Annotated in this window: 22 protein-coding genes; 18 read left to right on the top strand and 4 right to left on the bottom strand. The window is 40.4% G+C overall.

Translation table 11 applies throughout. The features are described 5' to 3' along the window. The first annotated feature begins 53 nt into the window (after window positions 1-53). The 16 genes from LV85_RS08960 to LV85_RS08885 all read left to right on the top strand — a co-directional run bounded on the left by LV85_RS08960 (window position 54) and on the right by LV85_RS08885 (window position 14,451). Window positions 54-359 (top strand): DUF4134 domain-containing protein, encoded by a 306-nt coding sequence (locus LV85_RS08960; protein ID WP_111318511.1) that lies wholly within the window; start codon window positions 54-56, stop codon window positions 357-359. Then, entirely contained in the window at window positions 359-643 is a 285-nt protein-coding gene (locus LV85_RS08955; protein WP_111318509.1) for a DUF4133 domain-containing protein, read from the top strand. The genes LV85_RS08960 and LV85_RS08955 overlap by 1 nt, the downstream gene beginning before the upstream one ends. After that, on the top strand, window positions 640-3,147 hold the full coding sequence (locus LV85_RS08950) for a TraG family conjugative transposon ATPase (RefSeq protein ID WP_170125610.1): 2,508 nt from the start codon (window positions 640-642) through the stop codon (window positions 3,145-3,147). Before LV85_RS08955 ends, LV85_RS08950 begins: the two co-directional genes overlap by 4 nt. Further along, on the top strand, window positions 3,147-3,809 hold the full coding sequence (locus tag LV85_RS08945) for a hypothetical protein (RefSeq protein WP_111318507.1): 663 nt from the start codon (window positions 3,147-3,149) through the stop codon (window positions 3,807-3,809). The genes LV85_RS08950 and LV85_RS08945 overlap by 1 nt, the downstream gene beginning before the upstream one ends. Continuing rightward, window positions 3,806-4,459 (top strand): hypothetical protein, encoded by a 654-nt coding sequence (locus LV85_RS08940; RefSeq protein ID WP_111318505.1) that lies wholly within the window; start codon window positions 3,806-3,808, stop codon window positions 4,457-4,459. Before LV85_RS08945 ends, LV85_RS08940 begins: the two co-directional genes overlap by 4 nt. Then, entirely contained in the window at window positions 4,456-5,124 is a 669-nt protein-coding gene (locus LV85_RS08935) for a hypothetical protein (protein ID WP_111318503.1), read from the top strand. The genes LV85_RS08940 and LV85_RS08935 overlap by 4 nt, the downstream gene beginning before the upstream one ends. After that, a complete protein-coding gene (locus tag LV85_RS08930; RefSeq protein ID WP_146260457.1) occupies window positions 5,121-5,903 on the top strand; it encodes a hypothetical protein in 783 nt (260 codons plus the stop codon). The genes LV85_RS08935 and LV85_RS08930 overlap by 4 nt, the downstream gene beginning before the upstream one ends. Beyond that, complete coding sequence (locus tag LV85_RS08925) at window positions 5,900-7,054, top strand: plasmid transfer protein (RefSeq protein ID WP_111318499.1); 1,155 nt, start codon at window positions 5,900-5,902, stop codon at window positions 7,052-7,054. The genes LV85_RS08930 and LV85_RS08925 overlap by 4 nt, the downstream gene beginning before the upstream one ends. A 2-nt stretch (window positions 7,055-7,056) precedes the next feature. Continuing rightward, a complete protein-coding gene (gene traK, locus LV85_RS08920) occupies window positions 7,057-7,665 on the top strand; it encodes a conjugative transposon protein TraK (protein WP_111318497.1) in 609 nt (202 codons plus the stop codon). Continuing rightward, window positions 7,643-8,080 (top strand): hypothetical protein, encoded by a 438-nt coding sequence (locus tag LV85_RS08915; RefSeq protein ID WP_111318495.1) that lies wholly within the window; start codon window positions 7,643-7,645, stop codon window positions 8,078-8,080. Before traK ends, LV85_RS08915 begins: the two co-directional genes overlap by 23 nt. Further along, window positions 8,070-9,293 (top strand): conjugative transposon protein TraM, encoded by a 1,224-nt coding sequence (gene traM / locus LV85_RS08910; protein WP_111318493.1) that lies wholly within the window; start codon window positions 8,070-8,072, stop codon window positions 9,291-9,293. Before LV85_RS08915 ends, traM begins: the two co-directional genes overlap by 11 nt. A 99-nt stretch (window positions 9,294-9,392) precedes the next feature. Next, window positions 9,393-10,229, top strand: coding sequence for a conjugative transposon protein TraN (traN, locus tag LV85_RS08905; protein ID WP_111318491.1), 837 nt, complete (start codon window positions 9,393-9,395; stop codon window positions 10,227-10,229). A 12-nt stretch (window positions 10,230-10,241) separates the two neighbouring features. Then, window positions 10,242-12,233 carry a type IV secretory system conjugative DNA transfer family protein gene (locus LV85_RS08900; RefSeq protein ID WP_111318489.1) on the top strand — a complete coding sequence of 664 codons (1,992 nt, stop codon included), beginning with the start codon at window positions 10,242-10,244 and terminating at the stop codon, window positions 12,231-12,233. Between the two features lie 11 nt (window positions 12,234-12,244). Beyond that, window positions 12,245-12,874 (top strand): M23 family metallopeptidase, encoded by a 630-nt coding sequence (locus LV85_RS08895; RefSeq protein WP_111318487.1) that lies wholly within the window; start codon window positions 12,245-12,247, stop codon window positions 12,872-12,874. A 4-nt stretch (window positions 12,875-12,878) separates the two neighbouring features. Beyond that, entirely contained in the window at window positions 12,879-13,808 is a 930-nt protein-coding gene (locus tag LV85_RS08890) for a DUF4099 domain-containing protein (protein WP_111318485.1), read from the top strand. Next, complete coding sequence (locus LV85_RS08885; RefSeq protein WP_158531160.1) at window positions 13,786-14,451, top strand: hypothetical protein; 666 nt, start codon at window positions 13,786-13,788, stop codon at window positions 14,449-14,451. The genes LV85_RS08890 and LV85_RS08885 overlap by 23 nt, the downstream gene beginning before the upstream one ends. 127 nt (window positions 14,452-14,578) lie before the next feature. Here LV85_RS08885 and LV85_RS08880 read toward each other — a convergent pair whose 3' ends face one another. Together LV85_RS08880 and LV85_RS08875 are read right to left on the bottom strand one after the other, a co-directional pair. Then, window positions 14,579-15,121, bottom strand: coding sequence for a hypothetical protein (locus tag LV85_RS08880; RefSeq protein ID WP_146260455.1), 543 nt, complete (start codon window positions 15,119-15,121; stop codon window positions 14,579-14,581). A 57-nt stretch (window positions 15,122-15,178) separates the two neighbouring features. Then, window positions 15,179-16,477 (bottom strand): T9SS type A sorting domain-containing protein, encoded by a 1,299-nt coding sequence (locus tag LV85_RS08875; RefSeq protein WP_111318479.1) that lies wholly within the window; start codon window positions 16,475-16,477, stop codon window positions 15,179-15,181. Window positions 16,478-16,662: 185 nt separating this feature from the next. Here LV85_RS08875 and LV85_RS08870 point away from each other — a divergent pair, with 185 nt between their 5' ends. Continuing rightward, on the top strand, window positions 16,663-17,157 hold the full coding sequence (locus tag LV85_RS08870) for a hypothetical protein (RefSeq protein ID WP_111318477.1): 495 nt from the start codon (window positions 16,663-16,665) through the stop codon (window positions 17,155-17,157). A gap of 5 nt (window positions 17,158-17,162) precedes the next feature. Here the strand turns inward: LV85_RS08870 and LV85_RS22240 are convergent, their stop codons facing one another. Both LV85_RS22240 and LV85_RS08860 read right to left on the bottom strand, forming a co-directional pair. Next, the gene (locus tag LV85_RS22240; RefSeq protein ID WP_111318475.1) at window positions 17,163-17,459 is read right to left on the bottom strand and encodes a hypothetical protein; all 297 of its coding nucleotides are present in this window, start codon (window positions 17,457-17,459) and stop codon (window positions 17,163-17,165) included. A gap of 207 nt (window positions 17,460-17,666) precedes the next feature. Next, complete coding sequence (locus tag LV85_RS08860; protein WP_146260454.1) at window positions 17,667-17,903, bottom strand: hypothetical protein; 237 nt, start codon at window positions 17,901-17,903, stop codon at window positions 17,667-17,669. Window positions 17,904-17,960: 57 nt separating this feature from the next. Here LV85_RS08860 and LV85_RS08855 point away from each other — a divergent pair, with 57 nt between their 5' ends. Further along, window positions 17,961-18,221 (top strand): hypothetical protein, encoded by a 261-nt coding sequence (locus LV85_RS08855; RefSeq protein WP_111318463.1) that lies wholly within the window; start codon window positions 17,961-17,963, stop codon window positions 18,219-18,221. Window positions 18,222-18,244 lie beyond the last annotated feature (23 nt).

Here is an 18,244-nt window from a genome sequence, read left to right as displayed (position 1 = left end):
CAACCAATTCAAAATAGTCTATGAAATATTTTCTTACTAAAACCACAAAAATCATGTTCAACAGAACTACAAAAAAGATCTCAAGTGCCTTAGCAATGGCCATAGTTTCAATTGCTGCACATGCCCAAGGAGTGCAGGGAATTACTGCCGCTGAATCATCGCTCTTAACCTATGTGGATCCCGTCGCAAGTCTTTGCCTGGTGATCGGTGCAGTGGTAGGGATTATAGGAGGTTTCCGAGTGTACAGTAAGTGGAATCAAGGCGATCAGGATATCAATAAAGAGTTGATGGGATGGCTGGGTTCCTGCATTTTCCTGGTACTGGTGAGTGTGGTCATCAAAGCATTTTTCGGTGTCTAATGGCTAAGCAATTTCCGATATATAAGGGGCTTCAAAAACCCCTTATATATCGTGGATTTCAAGGAAAATTTATCGGATGGGGAATTTCCTCATTGATTATTGGAGTCGTGCTAGGTGGAGTTATCGGAAGTTTGACCAGCATGATAGCAGGTGGTGTAATCACAATTTTAGCAATAGTAATTGGTCTATTGGTTACTTCTCAGCAACAAAAAAAGGGACTGCATAGCAAAACAAGGCATGTAGGAGTGTTCCAAATCGCAACATCCTTAAAACCTAAAAAATGATATTGAAGAATAAAAGGAATGAATTTAAGTTGCCCTACGCGGGCATTGAAACTGAATTCAAGGGATTCCATCTACTTTTTAATCTAAATGGGGATTTCGGATTGATTCTGAAACTTGAAAACCCTGTAATCCAATATTCAGCCGATCCTTCTAGGTACGACTTTTTTCACCAGCTATATACGAATGTCATCAAAATATTAGGTGAAGGTCATTTGATCCAAAAGCAGGATGTTTTTTCAACTGAAAGCTATCATGAAGATAATTCAAAGGAGTACCTGCAGCGGAAATATGATGAACATTTTCAGGGTAGAGAATATGTTTCCCACAATACCTATTTGGTCATCACCAAGCGGTCAAAAGGAAGGTATAGTGAAAAATCAGTCAATGATTTTATTCAATCCATCGGAAAAGTGACAGACCTTTTTGAGCGATCAGGAATTAAATCAAGTGCTCTGAATAAAACAGAGATTGACCGATATGTGAAAAGAATTCTCAGTATGAATTTCTACCAGGATAGAATTGTACTGGACAATTTGGTGCCGGTGGAAAAACAAGTGGAAAGTGGAGATAGGGCATTCCGGTCTATTTCGCTGGTTGACACCGATAAGGTAGAACTTCCTGAAACGATAGGGTCCCATTCTGAAAGAAGTGATAAGGATAGCCTCAAAGGATTCCCAGTTGATAACATGGGTTTTCTATTTGATGTCCCAAACTTTCAGGCCATTGTTTACAATCAGGTCATCGAGATCGTAGAGCAGCGACCAACGCAACACAAACTTGAGGTCAAGCGAAAGCGGCATTCAGGAATACCAGATCCTGCCAATGATATGTGTGTCCAGGATATTAACAGACTATTGGAGGATGTGACAAGGAACAATCAGCTTTTGGTTAATTGTCATTTCAATGTTTTGGTTTCGGCTCAGAAAGAACATATCCAGGGAGCTTGTAACTATGTAGAGTCATCCTTATTTCAGCAGGGGATTATTGCCAACAAAAATTCTTATAACCAATTGGAGTTGTTCAGGACTGTCCTCCCCTGCAATACGGCCGAGCTAAAGGTTTACGATTACTTTTTGACCACTGCAGATGCTGCGTTGTGCTTTTTCTTTAAAGAATCACTGAATCAAGATGAAAAAAGTGGTTTTCAGATTCGATTCACCGATAGGCAGGGGATCCCCTTGAAAATTGATCCCTCAGATTTGCCTATGCAGACTAATCGGATCAATAATAGAAACAAATTTGTATTGGGGCCTTCCGGGTCTGGCAAATCATTCTTTATGAATGCCCTGGTGGAGCAGTATTGCATGTGGAACAAGCAGCCTGATCCTAAATGGCTGATGGATGTGGTGATCGTTGATACGGGACATTCCTATTCAGGACTGTGTCAATATTACAATGGCAAATACATTACCTACACTGAAGAAAAGCCCATTACCACCAATCCTTTTGCCATCACTGAAGAGGAATACAACATCGAGAAAAAAGACTATCTCCTTACACTTGTTTCCCTGCTTTGGAAGACAGCTGAAGGCACCGTTTCACAGGTGGAAGCTGATGTGATCTCCTACACCATTTCAGCTTACTATTCTTCATATTTCTCTGATGAGGGCAAAATTGATCGGCTTTGCTTCAATAGCTTTTATGACTTTGCTCTAGAGACAATTCCTGAAATAATGGAACGTGAACGAATCACGTTTGAATTGGATGAATTCCGATTTGTCCTCAAAAAGTTTTACCAAGGTGGAGAGTTTGAAAATCTGCTAAACGAAGAGGTTGACCAATCCTTATTCACCGAATCCTTTGTGGTTTTTGAAATTGACAGCATCAAAGAGCATAAGGTGCTTTTCCCAATTGTGACGCTCATTATTATGGATGTATTTATCCAGAAAATGAGATTTAGAACCAAGTACCGAAAAGCTCTGATCATTGAAGAGGCATGGAAAGCCATCGCTTCTCCTTTGATGGCTGGGTATATTCTGTATCTGTATAAAACAGTACGGAAGTTTTGGGGTGAGGCGATTGTAGTAACCCAGGAACTTGGTGATATTATAGGGAATGAAGTGGTGAAGGACAGTATTATTAACAATTCGGATACGATTTGCCTCCTAGACCAAACGAAGTTCAAAGACAACTATTTACAGATTTCTTCTTTGCTTTCCATCAGTGAGAAGGAGCGAATGAAGATTTTTACCATCAACCAGCTTGACAATCAGGAAGGGCGTGGCAGATTCAAGGAAGTTTACATTAGAAGAGGATCTACAGGTGAGGTCTATGGAGTAGAGGTTTCACTCTTCCAATACCTAACCTACACCACGGAAAAGCCGGAAAAATCGGCTGTAGAAATTTATGCCAATGCATTCGGAGGCTATAAGATGGGCTTGGACGAATTTGTAAAGGATTTTACTACATCTAATCTGACACTTCATAGTTTTTTCGAGAAGGTCAATAAAGAAGGATGTCCGCTTACTAATACCTTTCTCTCACCGAATTACCGCATAGCGTGATGAGGCATCTTCCACTACTCATATTGCTGCTTTTCTCAGGGTCAACTTTAAGTCAGACTGTTTATGTTGACCCCGCTGTTTCAGCTGCCACCGCCGCACATGCTTTAGTAATAGATTCACAACTCAAGGCGACCAACGAAAGGTTAAGTTTGATTGAGCGGGGCCAGCTGGCAATCACTGGAAACCTGACCATTGTCAATACGATGCAGGACAAAATCTACAAGGGGCTTTCCGAAGTCAGTTCCATTTTGACCAACCTTTCCAATGTCAAAGAAATCGCTCGAATGGCGACTGCTATTTCAGGAGATTTAAATGATGTGATGGATTTGGCGGGTGAGAATCCTGCTTTACTTCTGTTTGCCGAGAGAAACGCTACCATGTTTCAACAAAGGGCAACTTCCCTCGCTTTGGAGGTCAGTTCTTTTGTCCTGAAAGGTGGAGAAAATAACCTTATGGATGCCGGAGAAAGATCCAAGTTGATCAACCAAATCTTAAATGAAATGGTAATCCTGAGATCCTACACCTACGGCATGTATCGATCCATGTACTTTGCCCAGATGAAGGGAGTATTCAAGGCCCTGAATCCTTTCCAGGGGTACATCAATTTGGATATCCAACTCGCCCATGATATCGCCAGAAAAGCCAAAACCCTGCAGCCATGAAAACTTTGATTCTAAGCTTAATTATTCTGTTTGCCAATATCGGGACAAGTCTTGCGCAAACGAATGTTGCCCTTCTTCACCAGTTGGTAGAGGAGTCCAAGTCCGAGTACAATTTACAAAAGGAGGCAAAAGCAAATCAGGGGAAAAATGCCGTCAACGAGGAAGTCAATAACAACCTTGTTAAAAAGGTCAAAGAAAAATACAGAACGGTTCAGGAACGATTTGCAAAACTCTCCATTGTCATCGATGCAATTGGAATAGGTACAACGGCTGGGCCCTTGGTCAATTCCATCATTGATAACCAACAACAGATCCTGTATTACTGCAAGCAACATCCAGCTCTCCTCCTTTTTGCCGTCGAGACAGAAAAGCTCTTTGTACAAAGATCTTATTCATTGATGAATTACCTCCTAGGTCTTTCGGCCAGCATCGGGGTGGTCAATCAAATGAAAGTCTCAGACCGAAGAATTCTTTTTCAGCACATCATTGAGGAACTGAGAGAGATCAATGGAATTTCTTACATGGCTTCCCAATCTCTAAAGCATCATTTGCAGGGAAAATTAGGAGTCAATCCTTATTTGGGATATGTGGCAACGGAAATGGGACTGGTAGAAGAAATCATTCAGAACGCCAAAACACTTGCCAGATGAATAAGCTCATTTTCTTTTTGCTGATTATCAATGTAGCTCAGGCCCATTCCCAATCAGTGACGGTGGTATTTGACAGAAACCATTTTGCGATTGTCAATGCAAATGCCGCTATGAGGAATGTCAGCGAAATTGGGTATCACCAAACGCTGGCTGTCATCAAGCAAAATACGGATGATATCGTTGTCAATTCATCCAGTTTGGCGATGGTTCAGACGATGATAGTCAAATCCCTGACTCAGGTCAATGAAGGATTTAAGGATGCGATTCAGGTAAAGATGATTGGCGAGACTGTCCTGGATATCAAATCAATTTCAGCTGAGGCATTCGAGCTTGCCTCTGACAATCCCCTCTTATTTCTTTTTGTCGAAGAATATACAACTCAAGCTAAATCAAGAAGCCTAAACCTTGCTACCGAGGTGTCGAGCTTGATCCTAAAAGAAGGTGAAAATCTGCTGATCAATTACAATGTCCGGGACGAACTTTTAGATACTGTCCAGAAGGAACTGCAGGTAATCCGTGCTTTGATGCTTTCCGCAAAAAACAGCATCTATTGGGCGAAAGCCAACGGAGTAATCCGATCACTTAACCCCTATCAATCCTACGTCAACAAGGATTTAGGGCTGATCAATGAAATTATCATCAAGCAGAAAACTCTTACACGATGAGAACCTTACTAACAATTTCAATCATTTTCTGCATATGTCTCAAGAGTCATGGACAGACTCTAATTAAGGATAAAGCCATTATTGCCCAACAGGAGAGAATGGTCTTCAAGCAATGGGATGAAGACAAGTTTTATCCAAAACCCATCAAAGTTTTAGGGATCCCTATTAACTACTTGTGGTACTCAACTTGGGCATTGCATCCCAATTATCCAGACTTAGACAGAAGACCTTTATCAACTACTGGAGAGCAGACCCAGAGGCTTGGGTTGGCTGCTGCGATGCAGATCTCTTCCGACTACTACAAACAGCATTCGGATACCGTTAAGAATTTAGCTAATGCAGAAATGGCTAGAATTTCAGGCGCTCTTTCGGCCTCGGATCCTCTATATCAACTCTATTATAAGAAGGAGCTCAAGCCTTTGGAAGATCCTGTTTCCTCAGCTTTTCAGGGAATTTCTCCAGAGGTAGTGGAGTACATGACCGAACATGGAGTCTATCAATGGTATTTGGAGAACATGATTTCTCTTTCCGAGCGGTACGGATTTTCAAAGACCTTAGATATGGAACGAGGACAGCGAATCCTGATGTACCACAGGATTATGCTTGAAATGAGGGATATACTTGAAAAATGGCAATATAAGCTGGATATGTCAGCCAATATGCTAGCCTTCCGGAAGCTTCATAAGCGAAAAGCTAACGGGGAAATCACTATTTCAAATCCGCATGATGAAGAGGACATAGCCAAAAAAATCGCTAACCAAACCCAAGTCCTGAAATGAAGAAGCTTTTCACCGGAATTTTAATGTTCCTGGGCTTTTCCTTCCTGGGATTTGCCCAGTCTATCAACCATGACGAGTACAAGGAAACTATCAGCTACTTGCAGGGGAACAGCGTTTACGATAGAGGTGTGATGACCTTTTTCGAGGAAATGAGAGATTATGGTTTTGCCCATTCCGACCCTTTTATCAGGGATGCGCAGACCTTGGCCTGTATTTTCATGCTGATTTTTTTCAGTCTAAAATGCTACGAAATGATGGCAGGGGACAAGAGGTTGGAAATCATGCCACTTTTAAGACCCTTCGCCTTGGTGATACTGCTCATGTGGTGGCCAATTTTTTGTCAGATCATTGCTTTTCCCACTGATTTGATTGCTGCAAAGACAGAAGCTCTATTCAGTACGCAAAACGACACGAACAACTCCCTTCGTCTTGACCGTGCAGCCTACATGGTGGAGATGGGTGACCAGCTGGTGGAATACCAGGCTGTCACTGAAATGGCTTCGGATCAGGCTGAGGATTCAGAAGAGGATTTGGGAACTGTAATCGTGGACGGTGTTAAAGGGTTCTTTTCAGACCAGATCCTTTCACCGATTATGCAAATGCGGATCAGAATGCAAACCAGCCTTCAATTGCTGGTAACCCAGATTATTGAACTGATTGCAATGTGGATTCTGAGGATTTGCGTCTATATCATTTTCATGATCCAGATCATCTATTCTACTGTGCTTGTAATACTTGGACCTTTTGCGGTAGTGGTCAGTATCCTTCCGGCTTTTCGGGATGCTTTTACTACTTGGATAGCCCGTTTCGTCTCGGTCAATCTTTATGTAGGAGTCGCCTTTTTGATCCTTTATATCACAGGAAGACTTCAGCAATATGCCTTGGAAGTGGAAATTGACAAATATGAGTATTTGCTTTCCACAGGAGGCGGAGTGGATAGGCTTGAAAAGATGGCATGGTTTGCAGGAAATGGCTTGCTGAGCTTTGGTCTTGTCATAGTCGCTTTTTTCGTCAGTGCCATTGCAATTCTGACAGTCCCGTCCATATCCACTTGGATTATTTCTACTTCAGGTATTTCATCAGCTGCAACCACTGCAGGAAGAATGGGATCATCTGCTACCAAAACCATTTCCAGAGCTAAAGTAATCTAAGTATGATCATTAAAAACATAGAATCGAAAATCAGATTGGCAACCGTACTTTCTATCGGAAGCTTTTTGACCTCCATTGTCATTTGTGGATTTGTATCAGCCTATGCCTACCAACAGGTAGCCAATGCGAGACAGTCCATCTATATCCTAGATAACGACATTCCCATTTTGGCCAAGCAGACTAATATGCAAATGAACCGGCCAGCTGAGTATAAAGCAGCTGTGGACTTGTTTCATAGCCTCTTTTTTAACCTGGCTCCAGATGATAAACACATCGAATATCAGATGGAAAAGGCCATGTACTTTGTGGATGAAACAGGAGTGGGCCAGTACAACAACCTGAAAGAGAAAGGCTATTTCAATTCCATCCTTTCTTCAAGTTCAGTTTTGTCTATCCAGACAGATTCGATTGCCATTGACCAAAACAGGTTCCGCTATTACGGCAAGCAGAAGATCGACCGAAGAAGCGCAACGATCACCAGATCTATAGTCACCGAGGGTGAATTGATCGATATCCCCAGAAGTGAAAACAACAGTCACGGGGTATTGATCACGAACTGGAAAACCATAGAAAATAAAGACCTCTCCAATGTTTCGAAAAATACCTTCTAAAGTAAGAGATACGACTGTATTCCAGGAATTCAAAAATGAATTCTCGCCACAGGTAAAAGCATTCGAGGGGCTGGCCAAGACCTTTCTAGATCGGCATGCGAAAGTGATTTTTAGCGCAATGATCCTTCTGATTGTGGCTTCTTTCATTCTGACCTTTTTTGTCCTAAAGCCTGAATCGGGCGATCAGTCTCAGGGTATAAAAAAAGAACTGAATGCCATTCCTGGTGACTTGGGTGGTGAACTTTCTGCCCTGCAAGATCTCTCTTCTCGAGCAATACAGATGAATGAATTGAAAACTGAGATTGAACGGATCATATCCCAGGAATCTATTTCAAAGGAAGATTCCATTTACCTAGAAAAAGCGATTGAACAATTGCAATACTTCAACAATCAACCGAAAGAAGATGAACATTGACTTTAAGCAGCCGAAATACATTCTGCCCATTATCATGCTTCCCTTTTTGTGTTTGCTGTTTTACGGCTATAAGTCATTCAGCAAGGACAGTCCAAACCAACCCGTTCAGGGGACAAGTGGTATGCAGGCCCAGATAGGGAAAGTTTCAGAAAAGATCCAAAACAAACCGATTGACACAAAGCTTGATGCATCGCGGGAAACTTATAAAAGGGCGAATGACGGCTACACTGCAATCAAAGGTTTGGAGCTTGACATCGAGGAATCCAGTCAGATCAAGAGCCTTTATAACGAAGAGGAAAAGAGACTTTTGGATTCTATCGACAATGCCTTAAAAAACTCAAGCTTTTATTCGGTTCCATCCAAATCCAGCAACCAAGTTCCACCAGTTACCCAAGGAATTTCCAGACAACAAACCTTTTCGGAAGAGGATGAAGAGCTCCTAAAGGCTATCAACCAATTGGAGGGAGCAAAAACTATTAACCCAGCTAATAAATACGAAGACCCAATGGATCTCTTCAAGGCTCAGATGGCTGTGATAGACTCCATCTCCAAGGCCAATGACCCGGCCTTTCAGGAACAACAGCAAATAGAGAAAGAGTCAGAAGCACAAAAGCAGGAAACCGAAAGGGAGGTTTATAGAGTCCAAAAGACCAACGGTTCGGCAACAATGTTTAACACTGTCACCCGTGAGAAAAAGGGGAAGTTTATCGAGGCGATCATTGACCAGGATATCAAGAACGGAACTCTTGGGGCAAGATTAAGAATCAGACTTTTGGATGATATTCTGATAGGTAACGCCATAGTTCGCAAAGGAACCTATCTCTATGCGCTAATTTCTGGGTATCAAGCCCAACGGGTGAAGCTTACCATTTCATCAGTGATGGTTGGCGACCAGATCTATCCAATAGAGCTTTCGATTTATGATGTGGATGGGATGGAAGGACTCTATGTGCCAGCCAGTGCCTTCAGGGAGTTTTCTAAGGAACTCGGTAGCAGTACCACCGGAGGAATGAGCATCAGCATGCAGCAAAATTCGGATGATTTGAGCCAGCTGTATATGTCAGCCCTTCAGAAAATGTTTACCTCAACTTCCCAGGCTGTTTCCAAGACTATCAAAAAGAACAAGGCCAATATCAAATATGGAACTTCTGTCTATCTGATTGATCCCAACGAATTGCAGGAAAACGAAAAAACGATCCAAAACCAAAACTGATCCGCCATGAAATCGAGCATGACTAAAAAAGTCATACAATGGAATGACTATAAACCATGCGAGATTCCATCTGACCATTGAATAATAAACTATATACAGATGAAACTAAAACTTATAATTCTATTCTTTTGGGCTACTTCCATTTCGGCCAATGCTCAGCAAAATGGGGCCTTGTTGAAAACCCAACTTCCCAGAGTTTATATTGACGAGGATATATCCCTCCATTTTCTTTCTCCCGAGCCAATCCAGTATGTAGATGTTTCCACCGATGATATGATCGGAGATATTCCATTGGAAAATGTGTTTCGGATAAAGGCCGTTCGCGACAGCGTTTCTAAATTGAATGGGTACAACAAATCTCTCGGAGTGGTGACAATCATTGGGCAAAAGTTCATTGCGCAATATGATTTGTGGTATGCACATGACGAACGCCAGCTGAAGACTCAGATTGAAATCCTGCCTATCAATACGTACCCTTTGGAGGTAGGGGAAATCCCCATGAGTGATCAAGAGCTTCGATTTTTTGCAACGGAAGCTTTCAAGGATAAAAAGAAGAATAAAATAACTCAAAGCACTCAGTATGGAGTTACGGGGCAAGTCAACAACATCTACACGGTGGATGACTATATCTTTTTGGACATCTCCTTCAAAAACAAAACAAACCTAAAGTTTGACCTGGACCAGCTGAGGTTTAAGATCGAGGATAAGCGAATCCTCAAGGCAACCAATGTCCAGTCCATCGAGATTGAACCCGAATACCAGCTCTTTTCGACAGAGAGCTTTGATCGGAAATATCGAAATATCTATGTTTTCAAAAAGGTGACTTTTCCCAATTCCAAGGTATTTACCATCGAATTGACGGAATCCCAAATCAGTGGAAGGGCACTCAAGATGCAAGTGAAATATTCTGATCTTCTGAATGCAGATACACTTTAAAACTGGACGGGCATGAATGAGAAAAGAGAGTTAAAAAGCCTTCATGGTACATTCCAGTTCATCGTTTATCTGATGGTATTCATGGACATTCTTATGTTTGTCTATGCTCCGAAGTTGATGGAAATGGAGGAGGTTGGGAGATTTCTTTTCCCACTTTTTGACAAACTCCTTAACCTGAAAATCTATCAAAATGTCTTAATTGGGAAAATCGCCATCCTAATTGCGATTTGCCTTGCTGCTATCGGTACAAAATCCAAAAAGAACCTGGATCTAAATCCGAAAAGTCAAATCATATTTCCCTTGGCAATCGGATTGATCCTGTTTTTTGGATCGGTATATTTCTACTCCTTGGAAAACTCTTTTTTGGTAGTCGACTATACCTCCATTGAAAATGTAGTTTACATCCTGAGTACATTCATTGGGGCTGTGCTAATTCATACCTCCTTGGACAATATTTCCAAAATGATCAAATCAGGACTGGGCAAGGATGAATGGAATATCGAGGGGGAATCCTTCATGCAGGATAAAAAGAAGATTGAAAATCCCTATTCGGTCAATATCCCCATGAAATTCTATTACATGGGAAAAGTGCGAAACGGTTGGATCAATTTAGTCAATCCATTCCGTGGAACCTTTGTGATCGGAACGCCAGGCTCCGGAAAATCATTTGGGGTGATCAATCCTTTTATCCGACAGATGATCGGAAAGGGATTTACCATGTGCCTGTATGATTTTAAGTTTCCTGATTTGGCGCAGATCGCTTATTTCCATTACCTGAAAGCGCAGGACAAAAAGAAAAATCCAAATTTCAAATTCCATGTAATTAATCTGGATGAGGTTGAGTACTCCAGACGGATCAATCCAATCAACAGACGGTATTTGAAAACAGTTGCCAATGCATCCGAAACTGCAGAGGCAATTTTCCAGTCTCTTCAAAAATCCGATTCCTCGGGAGGAGCTGATAAATTCTTTGAACAGTCCGCGATCAACTTTCTTTCTGCTTGTATCTTCTTTGTGTCCAGATATGAAGAAGGAAAGTACTCGACATTTGCTCATGTCCTGGATTTTCTGAACAGAGATTATGAGGATATTTTCGACTGCTTAACCAAATACCCAGAGCTCAGATCAATGATTTCCCCTTTTCGCAGCGCTTACGAGAAGAAGGTTTTCAAACAATTGGAAGGTCAGGTCGGAACACTGAAAATTTTCCTTTCCAGACTCAATACCAAGGAAACAGCCTGGGTATTCAGCGGAGATGATTTTGACCTCAAAATCTCCGATCCCAACTCTCCATCTATTCTGGTTCTGGCTAACAGCACCGAGACACAAAGCATTACAGGGACATGCTATTCTGTGGTGATCAATAGACTCACTCGATTGATCAATACAAAAGGAAATCTGCCTACTGCCCTGATTGCTGATGAGGCCCCGACTTTCTACATCCACAAGATCGAAAACCTGATTTCCACTGCCAGAAGCAATAAGGTAGCAGTGTTACTCGGACTGCAGGAACTGCCTCAATTGAACCAATTGCAAGGTAAGGATACCGCTTCAACCATGACTTCGGTGATCGGAAATGTCCTTTGTGGCTCAGTTCGGCATAAGGACACTTTGTCCTGGTTGGAAATGATGTTTGGCAAACGCAAGCAGCTTGGCCAAAGCCTCTCAATAGATCGGGACAGGACTTCCGTGTCCTATAGTGAAAAGTACGAACCTCTTATTCCTGCAGGAAAAATTGCCTCCATGCATACGGGGGAAGTTGCTGGGATTATTGCTACAGAAGGGACTGAATTCGATGGGAAGTATAAAACATCCAACATTCATTGCCGGGTAAATCTTGATATGAAGGAGATCCGAAAGGAAGAAAACTCTTACCGTACTACTCCAAAATACTATGATTTTAAGGGCAAGAAGGAGGAGATATTAGAAAAGAACTTTGAGAAAATCCACTGTCAAGTAACTGAGATCATTGAGAGACATCGAGAAATGGCATCGGTTGATTAAATCAATTAGCTATGAATTGGATTCTAGGTATGGCTCTTTTTCTTTTTGCTGCACAGGATGGGTTCGCCCAATTCAATACCCAACAATTCCACAAAGGAATTCCTAAAGTAAAAGTGATCCAACAAGCAGTTCCCTTAGAAGCAGTCTCCAAAGATTTGGTGAAATATTCCCAACTAATTCAACCGGTTGAAAAAGAGAATAAGGTTTTACTTGCCTCCCTTCCATTGGATAGCTTTTCCGTGACATCGAGGTATGGGCATCGGATTGACCCAATTACTAAGGATCGCTCATTTCACCGGGGGATTGATCTTAAAACTAATAGATCCAAAGTCTATTCTATGCTGCATGGAAAAATTGAATCGGTGGGAACAGATCCACTATTGGGAAACTTTGTCAAAGTACAGCACGGAAAGTACGAGGCTGTTTACGGCCATCTTTCCTACGTGTCTGTATTGCAGGGCGAAAGTGTTTTACCAGGTTCTGCGCTCGGAATTTCTGGGAGTACAGGAAAGTCAACTGGGGATCATCTTCATTTGACCATCAAAAAGGGGCAGAAGTACATCAACCCTACACTTTTCATTCAGATGATTTCCAAGATTTCGAGTAAAGACGAGCTATTAAACCATATAACAAATCAATAACAATATGAAAAATCTAAGTGCATTACCAATGAGGGATTTGGAGATTTTCGGAATCGTCAAAGACGGAAATTTTACCATTCCGGAAAAAGAAGTTCATGCCTTAAAAAATGGGAAAATGACTGATATCGTCGAACTGAAAGATTTGAAGGGGAAGGATGTCCAGATAGATAAGCTGCCTGCAAGACTTTCCATAGTTCGCGGAGAAGATGGGAATCCATCCTTACGAATTGACCCTGTTTATAGAGAAGCGAAACCCCATCCAGATTTGAGTGAATCAGAACGAAATCAATTGGTCAAAAAGGAATTGGCAAACTTGAAGAAAAGCTATGTGGACAAGGATGGTAATATCCAATCCCAGGTAGTTGAATATGACCACCGAACCAAGCAATTTCTATCCTATAATCCCAGAGACATCAAGGCTCCCCATCAGGTAAACGGGGAAGAGCTTTCCCCACAGCAAAAGAAAAAATACAAGGAGGGTGATACTGTGACTTTGGAAGATGGAACAGAATTTCAGCTTTCCCCATCCTCTCCCAAAGGGATTCGATCTAACAACAAAGGGTTGGTTCTTTCGGTAATGCTAGATGGAGGGCTTTCTTACTTGTTGATTACTGGTATTGAGAAGATGTTGGGTAAGAAAAGCTGGGAGGAAAAAGCTTATACCGAAGGGTATTTGCAAGCGGTCAAAGAGGTTGAAAAACAAGTAGAGCGAAGGATTTTCAGAAATCCGAAAGACAAGGATGCAGTCCGGGATTTAAACAATATCAAGGAGGAGCATTCCAAAATTTCTGCCGACACGAATCTATCTAAGGAAGTCATGGATGATTTTGATATCAATAAAATCAAGCGACTAAATAGTAATGATACTGAAGAGGGAAGGGATCCAAGAAAACGAAATAGTGAGCAAGAGAATGACCAGGAACGGGACATTTGATATTTTAACTTACAAAGGCGTTGGAAAGGATATTCAGCGCTTTTTCTCCAAGTATGCCGTTCAAGATGAGAATGGGCAGGTCCTTTTTGATTTTTTTGATCAAAACGGTAAGCTTGTCGATAGGGAAGTCCTAAGTCTTTACCGTAGCAAAAACGCATCCTACGGCATTTCAACTCTTAATATTTCCGAGACCATGCACTCGATTTTTATCTCAGATTCCTATGCTTCATTGATCTTTTTTGCCAACCAGTTTAAGGCAAGGATCTCAATTGAGGATGCGGGATTTGTAGTTCTGGGTGCAGCTTTTAATGAGGATCTTTTTAAAAAATCATTGGAGGAACTCCCTTCAAAAACTAAGGTAAATACGGTTTTCAGTTCCTCGATCCTAGGACGAGTGATGGATTGTAGGGTTCAGGATTTGATCCATGGAAGAAATTGTTCCTACAGGCTGTCAGACGGATCAGTCCATTTGAAGAACTTAAAAACTGAAAGAACTTCAGCGGAGCATATTGCCACTTTTTCACTTCGAACCTATTGCATATCCCAAGGGGTATTGCAGACGGTAAGGACATTTAAGCCAAAAAAGATGGGGATTAAGTCATTCTATGAATTGAATTATAGAGAATTCAATTATTCAAAATAAAATCGTGTTTTGAACTAGACTCTTTCTTGAAATTCTAATCATATTTTAATTTTTCGATAAAATTAAACAAAATGAATAAATCCAGATTAGGTATGTTGGCGAACGGTATCATTTTTTATACTAATTTTTAAAAACTCCAACCTACCCCTAATCCAACTTGCAAAGCTTGGAATTCTATTTTTTCATCAGAACTATTACTAAATTTAAAAAAGGGAGTGTATCCTACTCTAAATAAGAGACCTCCTTCTGGTTTTTGATATCTATATCCGATTCTGAATGGTAAAATAGAAGCCAAATTCCTTGGGCCTTTAGTTTGAACCAATTCTCCAGATTCAAAAGAAGAGGTAATGTCGGCTTCTAAATATGGAGTTAAGCCGACACCGAATTCAAAATTATGCTTGCTTTTTCCGAGCAATGCAGATAATTCCAAAGGCAAAGCAGGGTTCCAAACTGTAGAATTCTCAATTGGATCCATCCAAAGTGAAAAACCAACATTAACGGTTAATTTAAAGGATTCTTTCTGATAGAAAAGTCTACCATAATTAAAAGCATATTGACCAGCGTTTCCTCCAATTTCAAGGAAAATCATATTTCGACCGCTAAATTGTTTTGATTCATTTTGGGCAAAAAGAGAAAATGGAAGTGCAGTGAATACCGCAAGTCCGAACAAGTATTTTAATTTTGGGAAGAACCGTAACATCGCAATTATTCTTTTATTAGGTTATGACTATTGAATCAATATCTGTTCTCTTATAACTTCTTTGTTGTAATAAATATGTAGAAAGTATGATCCACGTTTAACTGTACTAATATCTAAATGGATTTTTCCTGCTTTCGAAGCACCAGATTTTACAATGGTTCCTTCATGATTTAAAATATCAATTCTAAATATTTTTGTTTCATGTGTGATTTCGCCTTCTAGTTGTTCAGACTCAGCATTACTCTGGAAGTTATTATTCTCATTATATTCAACATTAAGTTCCCCCTGAGCAGGATTTGGAAATATGTTAAAATTGCCGGCAGACATCATATAATTACAGGGGAATACTGTCAATCCTGTAAATCCCGAAGAACCACAGCCATTGTTTACAGACACTCTTACAGGTCCGTAGGAGGAATTGTAGGAAGGTACATATAATCTTATTGTATTAGATGAAGTTGATTCCACATTCCATCCTGACGGATAAGTCCAATTATAGGTATAGCCGCTCTTATGACCTCCTGGAATATTAGCTGTGTAGGTATAAGAGTTTCCATTGCAAACAGCAGAATTACCCGATACAGATACCTGGGAAGTTGAGAAAGAACCAATTTGCACTGTAAAATTTCTTGGTGTACTATAAAAGGTGCTGCTTTGGGCTGGATTTGGTATAGTTGCTTCTACTGAAATATTATAACTTCCTGCAGGTGTATTAATAGGCGCAGTGATTCCTACTGTTTCTGCGGGGGACAAGAGAGTGTTTCCACCTCCATTTATGGACCATCCAGTTGGTGCTGTCCATAAATAATCGAAATGATAAAAACATTCAGTGCCATAAGGATATTGACTAGCTAGGCTTGGACTTGTTGTGAATGAATAAGATTGACCTGAATAACACATCACAGGTCCGGAAATGGGATTAGGCTGGACTACTCTAGAGACAACTGAAATTGACGCACTCCCCCCAAAATATGGTGAACATTGAGAAGCTACTACACCTACTTCGTAATTTCCAGTTTCTTCAAAAATATACGTTAAAGTGGTGCCTCCAATTTCATCAATTAACACTCCGTCCTTTTTTATGCCCCAAAGATAGTTCCCGCAAGTGTTTACATTCCAGCCAAAAGGAATTTGATAAGTATTGACAGTATAGGTAATCTCATTATTTGGGCATACAATAGTTGATCCATTTATGACAACATCTACTGCATTAGCGTGGGCAGATATGAGAAATGTTAAAAAAAGGCAAATTGGGTACTTTATTAATCGAAATGATAAAAAACAAAGTAATTGATTGTAAAAATAGTAATTCAGGTTAGGGTTCATAAAAAAGATATTTAAGGTGAATAAAAACAATAATAGACATAATTGACAATATAATTCAAATAAATCAAAGTATAATTAAAAAGAATAAATAATTGGGTTGTTCAGGTTTTTGGTTAATATGGTTTTGCTATATTTATCGTCTAGCGAATCTTAAAACAGGATTCTTAAACCAAACCAATACCGCAATGAAAAAACTGAACTACCTACTACTTTTTGTTTTTGCTAGCCTTTTGTTCGCCTGTTCTTCCGAAGATGAAAAGCCTAAATTGATGGAGAAAAACGTAACCATCGAAGTAGAAATGGGAGGAGGCTATTCCGATTACCTGGTGACTTTTTCTGTCCATAGCATGCTGTCAGGAACTTCCACTTTTGTCGCCCCGGTGTTGGGAGAGCCAAGTGATTTGGATTGGACTCAGGTGGTAGAGCAAGGGAATACTTACACCTTGACCTTTGAACCTGAATCACCCTCACTATTGGTAGAATCTTCAACTCCTATCCATAGCCTAGGCTTGGTTTTCAATGCTGTCCATTTGGGAGGAGAAACAGATGATTCTTTTCAGCCACTTTCGGCGGAAGTACGCGTTTTGACAAATGGTTCTGTTTTTAAGGAGTTCAGTTATGAGGCCTTGGCTCCTGGGGAAACTTCTGTACCCCTTGCCGAGGAGATTTCAGTTAAATAGATGTGTCAATTGTACTTTTTCTTCAAAAATTCTGATATCTCAGTTTCGAAATTGGTGTAGGGAGGTAGAATTGCACTCAAAAAACCTAATAGAGCAGAGATAAAAATATTAGGAGCGCAAGCTTCAACCATGATTTTGTTCTCTCCAATCGATAATTGAACACCAATCATAAAAGATTTACGGACAATTATACTTTTCTGCGGTATTGAATCAAAAGAGTATACTGTATAACCAGGGAATTGACTCTTTAAAGTTTGAATCAATTCGTTGAATTTAAGACCAGTTGTTACTTGAAGTATCATAAGTCAAATTTGTCCGAAAAATTAAGTTACGAATTAAAATTGATACTGTTCCAATTTCCGGCCTTTTCCTTTGACTGTCAATGCCTTATTCCAGTTTGTCCAATTGTATGCATAAATGTCAGTCGACTTGTCAGGTTCTAAAATGGGGCTACTAGCAGAATTTCCTAAAAACAGGGTTTCCTACTGAATATTTCAATTTTTCAGAAATTAGTAATCGTCTTCATCGTCAGGGTCTCCTTCTCTTAGCCAAACTTCATTCTCTTCAATCCTATCTACCACCATCTCATCGTTATCCAAAGTAGAAAGGGCAAGTTCCCATTCGTCTGGATCTGTAATATAGTCTTCAAACTTTAGTTCAAAGGTCTGGCCGACTTCCGGGATTTTGGTCATGGCCGGCAGCTGAAAGCTCACTGGCGATGAGGTAGGCATATGTATAGTTATCATAGTTCTAATTTAATTTTTTTCCGATATTGAGTCGACTTTTAAAAATCCTTTTAACCTATGGAGACTAGGGAAATTACTTTTCAGGACATCATTCGCTTGAATAACCATGATTGGGATCTTGCCTACGAAGTCTTAATCTATCAAATCAAGAAAGAAAATTTGATCAAAGAAATATTAGCTGGTGATCAGATTATTTACCGTTGTGCTATCAATTTTCCTGATCATGAATTAGAACATGCCCGGATATGGATATTCCGGACAATACTGACCCCTGTTCCGGTCATATTGACCCCTCTAAAAATGGGTTTGGTACTATAATCTGTTAGACTGACAATTTTACA

This window comes from Algoriphagus chordae, from assembly GCF_003254055.1.
In the GTDB taxonomy this organism is placed as follows: Bacteria; Bacteroidota; Bacteroidia; order Cytophagales; family Cyclobacteriaceae; genus Algoriphagus; species Algoriphagus chordae.
The sequence above is the reverse complement of the archived record's forward strand: the minus strand, read 5'-3'. Positions and strand labels throughout refer to the sequence as shown.

Coding starts and splice junctions, on each gene's coding strand:
- LV85_RS08870 (WP_111318477.1), top strand. CDS start 16,663: ATGAAAAAACTGAACTACCTACTACTTTTTGTTTTTGCTAGCCTTTTG.
- LV85_RS08860 (WP_146260454.1), bottom strand. CDS start 17,903: ATGATAACTATACATATGCCTACCTCATCGCCAGTGAGCTTTCAGCTG.
- LV85_RS08950 (WP_170125610.1), top strand. CDS start 640: ATGATATTGAAGAATAAAAGGAATGAATTTAAGTTGCCCTACGCGGGC.
- LV85_RS08955 (WP_111318509.1), top strand. CDS start 359: ATGGCTAAGCAATTTCCGATATATAAGGGGCTTCAAAAACCCCTTATA.
- LV85_RS08890 (WP_111318485.1), top strand. CDS start 12,879: ATGAAAAATCTAAGTGCATTACCAATGAGGGATTTGGAGATTTTCGGA.
- LV85_RS08875 (WP_111318479.1), bottom strand. CDS start 16,477: ATGAACCCTAACCTGAATTACTATTTTTACAATCAATTACTTTGTTTT.
- LV85_RS08900 (WP_111318489.1), top strand. CDS start 10,242: ATGAATGAGAAAAGAGAGTTAAAAAGCCTTCATGGTACATTCCAGTTC.
- LV85_RS08915 (WP_111318495.1), top strand. CDS start 7,643: ATGTTTCGAAAAATACCTTCTAAAGTAAGAGATACGACTGTATTCCAG.
- LV85_RS08855 (WP_111318463.1), top strand. CDS start 17,961: ATGGAGACTAGGGAAATTACTTTTCAGGACATCATTCGCTTGAATAAC.
- traM (WP_111318493.1), top strand. CDS start 8,070: ATGAACATTGACTTTAAGCAGCCGAAATACATTCTGCCCATTATCATG.
- LV85_RS22240 (WP_111318475.1), bottom strand. CDS start 17,459: ATGATACTTCAAGTAACAACTGGTCTTAAATTCAACGAATTGATTCAA.
- LV85_RS08895 (WP_111318487.1), top strand. CDS start 12,245: ATGAATTGGATTCTAGGTATGGCTCTTTTTCTTTTTGCTGCACAGGAT.
- LV85_RS08945 (WP_111318507.1), top strand. CDS start 3,147: ATGAGGCATCTTCCACTACTCATATTGCTGCTTTTCTCAGGGTCAACT.
- LV85_RS08930 (WP_146260457.1), top strand. CDS start 5,121: ATGAGAACCTTACTAACAATTTCAATCATTTTCTGCATATGTCTCAAG.
- LV85_RS08935 (WP_111318503.1), top strand. CDS start 4,456: ATGAATAAGCTCATTTTCTTTTTGCTGATTATCAATGTAGCTCAGGCC.
- traK (WP_111318497.1), top strand. CDS start 7,057: ATGATCATTAAAAACATAGAATCGAAAATCAGATTGGCAACCGTACTT.
- LV85_RS08940 (WP_111318505.1), top strand. CDS start 3,806: ATGAAAACTTTGATTCTAAGCTTAATTATTCTGTTTGCCAATATCGGG.
- LV85_RS08885 (WP_158531160.1), top strand. CDS start 13,786: ATGACCAGGAACGGGACATTTGATATTTTAACTTACAAAGGCGTTGGA.
- traN (WP_111318491.1), top strand. CDS start 9,393: ATGAAACTAAAACTTATAATTCTATTCTTTTGGGCTACTTCCATTTCG.
- LV85_RS08925 (WP_111318499.1), top strand. CDS start 5,900: ATGAAGAAGCTTTTCACCGGAATTTTAATGTTCCTGGGCTTTTCCTTC.
- LV85_RS08960 (WP_111318511.1), top strand. CDS start 54: ATGTTCAACAGAACTACAAAAAAGATCTCAAGTGCCTTAGCAATGGCC.